The 7,406-nt window shown below is 75.0% G+C and carries 8 protein-coding genes; 2 read left to right on the top strand and 6 right to left on the bottom strand.

Features of this window, described 5'->3' with window-relative positions; translation table 11 throughout:
* Positions 1 to 21: 21 nt before the first annotated feature.
* The 3 genes from ACFU0Y_RS15730 to msrB form a co-directional block, all read right to left on the bottom strand.
* Positions 22 to 1,317: an HRDC domain-containing protein gene (locus ACFU0Y_RS15730; protein ID WP_380215513.1), complete on the bottom strand. Its 1,296-nt coding sequence runs from the start codon at positions 1,315 to 1,317 to the stop codon at positions 22 to 24.
* Between the two features lie 103 nt (positions 1,318 to 1,420).
* The gene (locus ACFU0Y_RS15735) at positions 1,421 to 2,059 is read right to left on the bottom strand and encodes a DUF3000 family protein (protein WP_380215499.1); all 639 of its coding nucleotides are present in this window, start codon (positions 2,057 to 2,059) and stop codon (positions 1,421 to 1,423) included.
* 131 nt (positions 2,060 to 2,190) lie between these two features.
* The gene (gene msrB / locus ACFU0Y_RS15740) at positions 2,191 to 2,625 is read right to left on the bottom strand and encodes a peptide-methionine (R)-S-oxide reductase MsrB (protein WP_380215501.1); all 435 of its coding nucleotides are present in this window, start codon (positions 2,623 to 2,625) and stop codon (positions 2,191 to 2,193) included.
* 167 nt (positions 2,626 to 2,792) lie between these two features.
* Between msrB and ACFU0Y_RS15745 the strand changes: the two genes are divergently transcribed.
* The gene (locus ACFU0Y_RS15745) at positions 2,793 to 4,106 is read left to right on the top strand and encodes an alpha/beta hydrolase family protein (RefSeq protein WP_380215503.1); all 1,314 of its coding nucleotides are present in this window, start codon (positions 2,793 to 2,795) and stop codon (positions 4,104 to 4,106) included.
* Between the two features lie 7 nt (positions 4,107 to 4,113).
* On the opposite strand, the gene ACFU0Y_RS15750 is transcribed toward ACFU0Y_RS15745, so the two are convergent.
* The 3 genes from ACFU0Y_RS15750 to ACFU0Y_RS15760 are packed head-to-tail and all read right to left on the bottom strand — an operon-like array spanning position 4,114 to position 5,983.
* Positions 4,114 to 4,605 carry an aminoacyl-tRNA deacylase gene (locus ACFU0Y_RS15750; protein WP_380215505.1) on the bottom strand — a complete coding sequence of 164 codons (492 nt, stop codon included), beginning with the start codon at positions 4,603 to 4,605 and terminating at the stop codon, positions 4,114 to 4,116.
* A 17-nt stretch (positions 4,606 to 4,622) separates the two neighbouring features.
* A complete protein-coding gene (locus tag ACFU0Y_RS15755) occupies positions 4,623 to 5,078 on the bottom strand; it encodes a SufE family protein (RefSeq protein WP_380215507.1) in 456 nt (151 codons plus the stop codon).
* A complete protein-coding gene (locus ACFU0Y_RS15760; protein WP_380215509.1) occupies positions 5,075 to 5,983 on the bottom strand; it encodes a sulfurtransferase in 909 nt (302 codons plus the stop codon). Before ACFU0Y_RS15760 ends, ACFU0Y_RS15755 begins: the two co-directional genes overlap by 4 nt.
* 246 nt (positions 5,984 to 6,229) lie before the next feature.
* On the opposite strand from ACFU0Y_RS15760, the gene zapE reads away from it, so the two are divergent.
* Positions 6,230 to 7,291, top strand: a complete 1,062-nt coding sequence (gene zapE / locus ACFU0Y_RS15765; protein ID WP_380215511.1) for a cell division protein ZapE — start codon at positions 6,230 to 6,232, stop codon at positions 7,289 to 7,291.
* Positions 7,292 to 7,406: the final 115 nt, after the last annotated feature.

Genomic DNA, 7,406 nt, shown 5'->3' on the forward strand with positions numbered 1-7,406 from the left:
GTTCCCGTGCCGGGACCGTTCTCAGGCGGCGGGCGCGTCCTCGTCCCGGGAGGGCGGCTGGTCCCGCTCCTCCTGGCGTGCCGCGCGCTTGCGGGCCCGCAGCTCCCGCCACGCCGGACCGAGCACGGGCGCCGTGAGCTCGACCTGCCAGCGGCGTGCCCCGAGGTCCCGCAGGCGGTCCGCCACCGCCTGGTCGGTGGTGCTCTTCGGGGGCTGCCAGCAGAAGCGGCGCAGGTGCTCGGGGGTCAGCAGGTTCTCGGTGGGCAGCTCGTGGGTCTCCGCGAGCTCGGCGACGAGCGGCTTCAGGACCCGCAGCCGGACGGCGGCCTCGGGCCGCTTGGCCTCCCACGCCTTCACGGGCGGCAGGGCGTCCGACTTGACGGTGAAGGGCACGAGCTCGGTCGCCGTGCGCGCCTCGGCGATCGCCCGCAGCCAGCGGGGGGCCTCCCGGGCCGCGAGGCGGCCGTGGAAGCCGGGGGTGGCGAGGAGCTGGGGGACGGTGCGCGGCATGGCCGCCGCGGCCGCGACCAGGGCGGCGTCGGGCAGCAGCCGTCCGGGGGCGACGTCCTTGTGCTGGGCGAGGCGCTCCCGCTCCTCCCACAGACCGCGCAGCGCGGTGAGCTGACGCCGCCCCTTCACCTTGGTGATCCCCGAGGTCCGGCGCCACGGGTCCTGGCGCGGGGGAGCCGGCTCGGCCGTGCGCACGGCCTCGAACTCCTCCAGCGCCCACTCGAGCTTGCCCTTCTCGCGCAGCAGCTCCTCCATGGCCCAGCGCAGCTGGATGAGCATCTCCACGTCGAGCGCGGCGTAGTTCAGCCAGTCCTTCGGCAGGGGCCGCTTGGACCAGTCCACGGCGGAGTGCTCCTTGGCGAGCGTGTACCCGAGCAGCTCCTCCGTCTCCGCGGCCAGGCCCACGCGGCGCAGGCCCGCGATGCGCCCGCCCAGCTCGGTGTCGAAGAGCCGGTCCGGCTCCATGCCGAGGGCGCGCAGGGAGGGCAGGTCCTGGGTGGCCGCGTGCAGCACCCACTCGACGCCGGTGAGCGCCTCGCCCAGCACGGCCAGCGAGCCGGTGGCCTCGGGGTCGACGAGCACGGTGCCCACGCCCTCGCGCCGCAGCTGCACGAGGAACGCGCGCTGGCCGTAGCGGAAGCCGGAGGCCCGCTCGGTGTCGATGGCCGCGGGCCCGGTGCCCTCCGCGACGGCGGCGGCGACCCGCTCGAGTCCTGCCACGGTGTCGATGACCGGGGGGATCCCGTCGAACGGCGCCGCGAGGTGGACGCTGTCGGGGATCTCGAAGTCCTCGAAACCGGCGACCACGGGGGTCGAGGGCTCGTCGGTCGCGGAGCGGCGGTCGGCTGGGCTGGTCACGGAGCGTCTTCGATTCTGTGTCGGCCCCGGCGGGGCGCGGTCGGTTCGGTGGTCAGCGGCGCGGGTGCAGCACGGTCACGCCCCGCGGGTACGGCGGCACGCCCGCGAGGGTGCAGACCGCGTCGGCCCAGGCCGCGAGGTGCGGGGCGACGTCGGAGCCGGCGGGCGTCCAGGAGGCCCGCAGCTCGACGTCGGCCCCCTCCTCCTGGTCGCCGAGCAGGCCGAACCCCTCGGCGAGGACCCGGGAGGCGGTGCCGCCCTCCCGAGAATATCCGGCCCGGTGGCGTTCCAGGGCCTCGAGCAGCCAGGTCCAGGCGATCGCGCCCGCCGCGTCGTCGCAGCCGATCTCCCGGCCCGCGGCCGCCCGCGCCCAGGTCACGATCCGGAACGGCCCGCCCCATGCCGCGGGCTCGGAGGGGTCGTGCAGGAGCACGAAGCGCCCCGTGGCCAGTTCGTCGTCCGGGGCGCCGGCCGCCCGGTCCAGGGCGGACCCTGCCGGCGGCGGCGTGCCGTGGATGCGCGCGGCCCGGCGACGCACCTCGGCGCGCACGGCCGCCGCGAACGGGGCGAGGTGGGTGGGGGCGGGGATCGCCGTGAGCTCGACGCCCTCCCGGTCGCCCGTCCGGCGCAGCTGGTCGAGGGCGTCCTGGAAGTCCTGGTACACCTCGGAGAGGCCCTTCACCGCGCTCACACTGGAAGGGTAGGCCGTCCGGGCCGCCCGGCCGTCCGTGCCACGCCGCAGTCGCCGGATTGGTGTGCTGCGCACCACCCCGACAGCACGGCCGCAGGTGCACCGCCCCGGCCGGACCCCGGTCGCGCCGCTCAGGACGCGGCGGGGACGAGGCGCACGGAGACGGAGTTGATGCAGTAGCGGAGGTCGGTCGGGGTGGGGAAGCCCTCCCCGCCGAAGACGTGGCCCATGTGCGAGTCGCAGGCGGCGCACCGCACCTCCACGCGTTCCATGCCCAGGGCGGTGTCCTTGATGTAGCGGACCCGGTCCTCGGCGAGCGGGGCGTAGAAGGACGGCCAGCCGCAGTGCGCGTCGAACTTGGTGTCGGAGCGGAACAGCTCCGCCCCGCACGCCCGGCACTCGTAGACGCCCTCGGACGTCGTGTCCCAGTACTCGCCGGTGAAGGGCCGCTCGGTGCCGGCCTCACGGAGCACGTGGTACTCCTCCGGGGACAGGATGGAGCGCCAGTCCTCCTCGGTCCGTCCGGCGGCGTCCGGCCGGTCGCCGTGCCTGGTGGTCTCGCTCATGGTGTCGTCCTCCGGGATGTGGTCGGTGCTCCGGGGGCGGGACCCGTGCCGGGTCCGCCCGGTGGCCCGCTCGGGGCGGCGCGACGCCGGCCGGGCGCGGACCGCCCGGCCAGCACAACGACGCGTCCCGCCCGGTTATGCCCGGGCCGCGTGGAAGACTGGGAGGCATGCTTCGTCGCCGCCCGCCGGGCCCCGTCGTCCCCGAGCCCCAGTCCGCCACGCAGTGGGCGCGCGGCGCCGTGGTGGGCGCGGCCGTCACCGTGGGGGCGGCGTCCCTGTCCTTCGGGCTCTCGAGCGCCGCGGCGGCCTACTTCGCGCGGCAGGTGGTGGTCCCGCCGAAGTACCGCTCCGAGGACCTGCAGATCCTCGGGGTCACCCGCACCGGCGAGGACGGCGATCCGTCCGCGACGACGCTCGTGCGGCTCCCGGCCACCGTGGACACGACCGTGGCGGGGACCTACAGCCTGCGCTTCGACGCGGGCCGGGGCCACGCCCGGATCGGCGCCATCCGCTCCTACTCCCCCCAGGATGGCACCGTCACCCGGGTGGTCGAGGAGGTCTACTCGGGCGATCTCCACCGGGCGACGCGCGGCTTCTGGTCCGGGACGGTCTACCCGGACCCGGGGGCGGCCGGACTGCCGTTCGAGGAGGTGGAGATCCCGATCGAGGTCGGGCCGGCGCCGTGCTGGGTGGTCCCGGCGGAGGGCGGGCCGACCCCGCAGGGCGAGCGGCCCCGGGTGCTCCCGGGGCCGTGGGCGATCATGGTGCACGGGCGCGGCGCCCACCGGATGGAGACGGTGCGCGCGGTGCCCGTGGCGCGCGAGCTCGGCCTGACGTCGCTGCTGATCTCCTACCGCAACGACCGGGAGGCGCCGCCCACGCACGACTTCCGGTACGGGCTGGGCTTCACGGAGTGGAAGGACGTGCAGACGGCGATCAGCTACGCGAAGTCCCGCGGCGCCACCCAGATCGTGCTCTTCGGCTGGTCCATGGGCGGGGCCATCGCGCTGCAGACGGCGGACCTGTCCTTCTACCGGGACGACATCGCGGCCCTGGTGCTCACCGGCCCGGTGGTCGACTGGTTCGAACTGATCGCCCACCACTCCCGCACCCGCCGCATCCCCTCGGGGATCGGCCGGCTGGCCACGAACCTGATCTCCCACCCGGCCGGGCGGATGCTGACGGGCCTCGCGGCGCCGGTGGACCTGCAGGCGCTCGACTGGCTCTCCCGGTCCGAGCACCTGCGCACGCCCACCCTGGTGCTGCACTCCGTGGACGACGAGTTCGTCCCGGCCGCCAGCTCCCGCCGGCTCGCGGAGCTGAACCGGCTCGTCGAGTTCGTGCCCTTCGCCCGGGCCCGGCACACCAAGGAGTGGAACGTGGACCCGCAGCGGTGGGAGGACGCCGTGCGGCGCTGGCTGCCGGGCCGCCTGGCCCAGGACGCCCGGACCTTCGAGCCCGTGCGCGCGCGGCGGGGCTGAGGACCGCTCAGGACCGCAGCGCGGCGGTGCGCCCGCCCGTGAGCCGCAGCAGCTCCGCCGGCGGCAGCTCGACGTCGAGGCCGCGCCGCCCGCCGGAGACGAGGACCGTGGGCCACGTCTCTGCGGTGTCGTCGAGCAGGGTGGGGGAGGGCGTCTTCTGTCCGAGGGGCGAGATCCCGCCGACCACGTAGCCGGTGCGCCGCTCGGCGAGCCGGGGCTCGGCCAGGGCGGCCCGCTTCCAGCCCAGGGCGGCCGCGACCGCCCGCAGGGACAGCCGCGCGGAGACCGGCAGCACCGCGACCGCCCACTCCCGCCCGTGCACGACCAGCAGCGTCTTGAACACCTGCTCCGGGTCGCGCCCGAGCGCGGCGGCGGCCTCCAGGCCGAAGGACGCCGCCGCCGGGTCGTGGACGTACTCGTGCACGGAGAAGGCCGCGCCCTCGCGCGCCAGGAGCGCGAGGGCGGCGGTGGGACCCGTGCCCCGGGACGCCTTCGCCACGGCCGGTGCCGGGGTGCTCAGGCGTCCTGGAGCTCGCGGACGCGCCGCTTGATCCGGGCCAGCATCGCGGACATCCCGCGCATCCGCAGGGGCGAGACCAGCTGGGTGAGCCCGAAGCGCTCCGGCAGGTCGTCGGGGACGTCGAGGACCTGCTGGGCCGGGAGCCCGTCGAGGCCCTCGTGCAGGATCGACGCGAAGCCCCGGGTGGTCGGCGCCTCGGCCGGGGCGGAGAAGAAGAGCCGCACCGGGGCCGCGGGGCCGGGGGCGGCGCCCTCGTCCCACTCGACCGTCAGGAACAGCGGGGACTGGCACTCGACGACCTGCTCGAGCTCCTCCGGGTGCTCGCCCAGGCGGTCCGGCAGAGCGGGCAGGGAGCGGGAGAAGTCGAGCAGCAGCTCGAGCTTGTCCTCCTGCGGCACGGCCGTGAAGTCCGCGACGAGCTCCTCGAGCTGGGCGGGCAGGGCCCCGCTCACCGGTCCGACCCCGGGACCTCGCCCGGCTCCTCGCCGAGGACGATCGGCACGCGCACGGAGTTGCCCCACTCGGTCCAGGAGCCGTCGTAGTTGCGCACCTTCTCGTAGCCCAGCAGGTACTTCAGCACGAACCAGGTGTGGCTGGAGCGCTCCCCGATGCGGCAGTAGGCGATGATGTCGTCGTCGGCGGCGAGCCCGACCTCGTCGCGGTAGATCGCGTCGAGCTCCTCGCGCGAGCGGAACGTCGCGTCCTCGGCGGCGGCCCGGGCCCACGGCACGGACGCCGCGGTCGGGATGTGCCCGCCGCGCAGCGTGCCCTCCTGGGGGTACTCGGGCATGTGGGTGCGCTCGCCCGTGTACTCCGGCAGCGAGCGGACGTCGATCAGAGGCTGCCGGCCCAGGTGCGCCAGCACGTCCTCCTGGTAGGCGCGGACGGAGGCGTCGTCGCGCTCGACCACCGGGTAGTCGGCGCGCTCGGGCACGACCTTCTCCGTGGACAGCTCGCGCCCCTCGGCGACCCACTTGTCCCGCCCGCCGTTCATGAGGCGCACGTCCGGGTGGCCGAACAGCTCGAACACCCACAGCGCGTAGGCGGCCCACCAGTTCGACTTGTCCCCGTAGACCACGATCGTGGTGTCCCGGGAGATGCCCTTGCGCGCCATCAGCTCGGCGAACCCGGCGGCGTCGACGTAGTCGCGGGTGTCGGGACGGTTGAGGTCGGTGTGCCAGTCGATCTTCACGGCACCGGGCACGTGGCCCGTCTCGTACAGCAGGACGTCCTCGTCCGACTCGACCACGACGACGCCCGGGTCGTCCAGGTGCTCGGCGACCCACTGGGTCGACACGAGCCGTTCGGGGTGCGCGTACTGCGCGAATGCTTCGTTGTTCTCCACGGCAACGCCCATGGGAGCTCCTTCCGGGGTGGGGACACAGGGTGCGGGCCCTCGCGGACCGGCTTCTCCCCCAGGGTAGTGGTCCCGGCCGGGGCCCGTCCCGCCGGGACCCCTGTCCCCGCCCCGCCGCGGCCCCGATTTCGCGGCGGGCGCATCCCGGGGGACGGGCAGCCGGTAAAATCGCCGGAGCACGCGCGTGCGCCGCTCGGCGCGCCGATCCAGCGAACCGCCGGGCACGGCGGACAGAGAGGTCTCCCCGTGAGCATCCAGATCGAACACCTCACCGAGCGGCGCCCCCAGGTGTCGGCCGACGAACTGCTGTCGGCGTTCCGGCCCTCGGAGCGCTTCGGGGAGGTCTCGTTCGACACCTACCGTCCCGACCCGCAGCAGACGTCCCAGGAGCAGGCGGTGCGGGAGCTGCGGCGGTTCGCGGAGTCCGTCGGCCGGTCGACCGGCTCCGGCGGCGGGTTCTTCGCCCGGCTCTTCGGCGGCGGAGCACCCCGCGACACGGTGCGCACGGGGATCTACCTCGACGGCGGCTTCGGGGTGGGCAAGACCCACCTCCTCGCGTCGCTGTGGCACGCGGTGCCCGGCCCCAAGGCCTTCGGCACCTTCGTGGAGTACACGAACCTCGTGGGGGCCCTGACGTTCCGCAAGGCCGTCGACGCCCTCAGCGGCTACAACCTGGTCTGCATCGACGAGTTCGAGCTCGACGACCCCGGCGACACGGTCCTGATGTCCCGGCTGATGCGCGAGCTCGCCGACTCCGGCGTGCGGATCGCCGCCACGTCCAACACGCTGCCCGGCTCCCTGGGGGAGGGCCGCTTCGCCGCCCAGGACTTCCAGCGGGAGATCCAGGTGCTGGCGGACCAGTTCGAGGTGCTGCGGATCGACGGCGAGGACTTCCGGCACCGGGGGCTGCCGCAGGCCCCGGCGCCGCTGTCCGACGAGGAGCTCGAGCGGGCCGTGGAGGAGCACTTCCCGGACCGGGTGGTGGCCGCCGACCGGTTCGCGGACCTCGTGGAGCACCTCGCGGGCGTGCACCCGTCCCGGTACCGCAAGCTCCTGGAGGGCATCGACGCCGTGGTCTGGCGCGACGTGCACACCATCGAGCAGCAGGCCGTGGCCCTGCGCTTCGTGGTGCTGGCGGACCGGCTCTACGACAAGAACCTGCCGATCATCGCCTCCGGCCGGCCCTTCGACGAGGTCTTCACCGCCGAGATGATGGCCGGCGGCTACCAGAAGAAGTACTTCCGCGCCGTCTCCCGGCTCACGGCCCTGGCGCGTGAGGGGATCCTCGGGGACGTCTCCGCGGTCTGAGCGCGCTCGCCCCGACCCGCGCGCCGCGGGACGGTGCCGCCATCGCCCCGGGGCGCGCGGACGCGTGCGTCCACCGCGGGCCCCCGGGCGACGACGAAGGGCCCCGGCTGACTGC

It is taken from the genome of Kocuria sp. NPDC057446, assembly GCF_042802875.1.
Taxonomy (GTDB): Bacteria; Actinomycetota; Actinomycetes; order Actinomycetales; family Micrococcaceae; genus Kocuria.

Bases quoted from the DNA above. Each gene is read 5' to 3' on its own strand.
- msrB (WP_380215501.1), bottom strand. From the start codon at position 2,625: ATGAGCGAGACCACCAGGCACGGCGACCGGCCGGACGCCGCCGGACGG.
- ACFU0Y_RS15745 (WP_380215503.1), top strand. From the start codon at position 2,793: ATGCTTCGTCGCCGCCCGCCGGGCCCCGTCGTCCCCGAGCCCCAGTCC.
- ACFU0Y_RS15760 (WP_380215509.1), bottom strand. From the start codon at position 5,983: ATGGGCGTTGCCGTGGAGAACAACGAAGCATTCGCGCAGTACGCGCAC.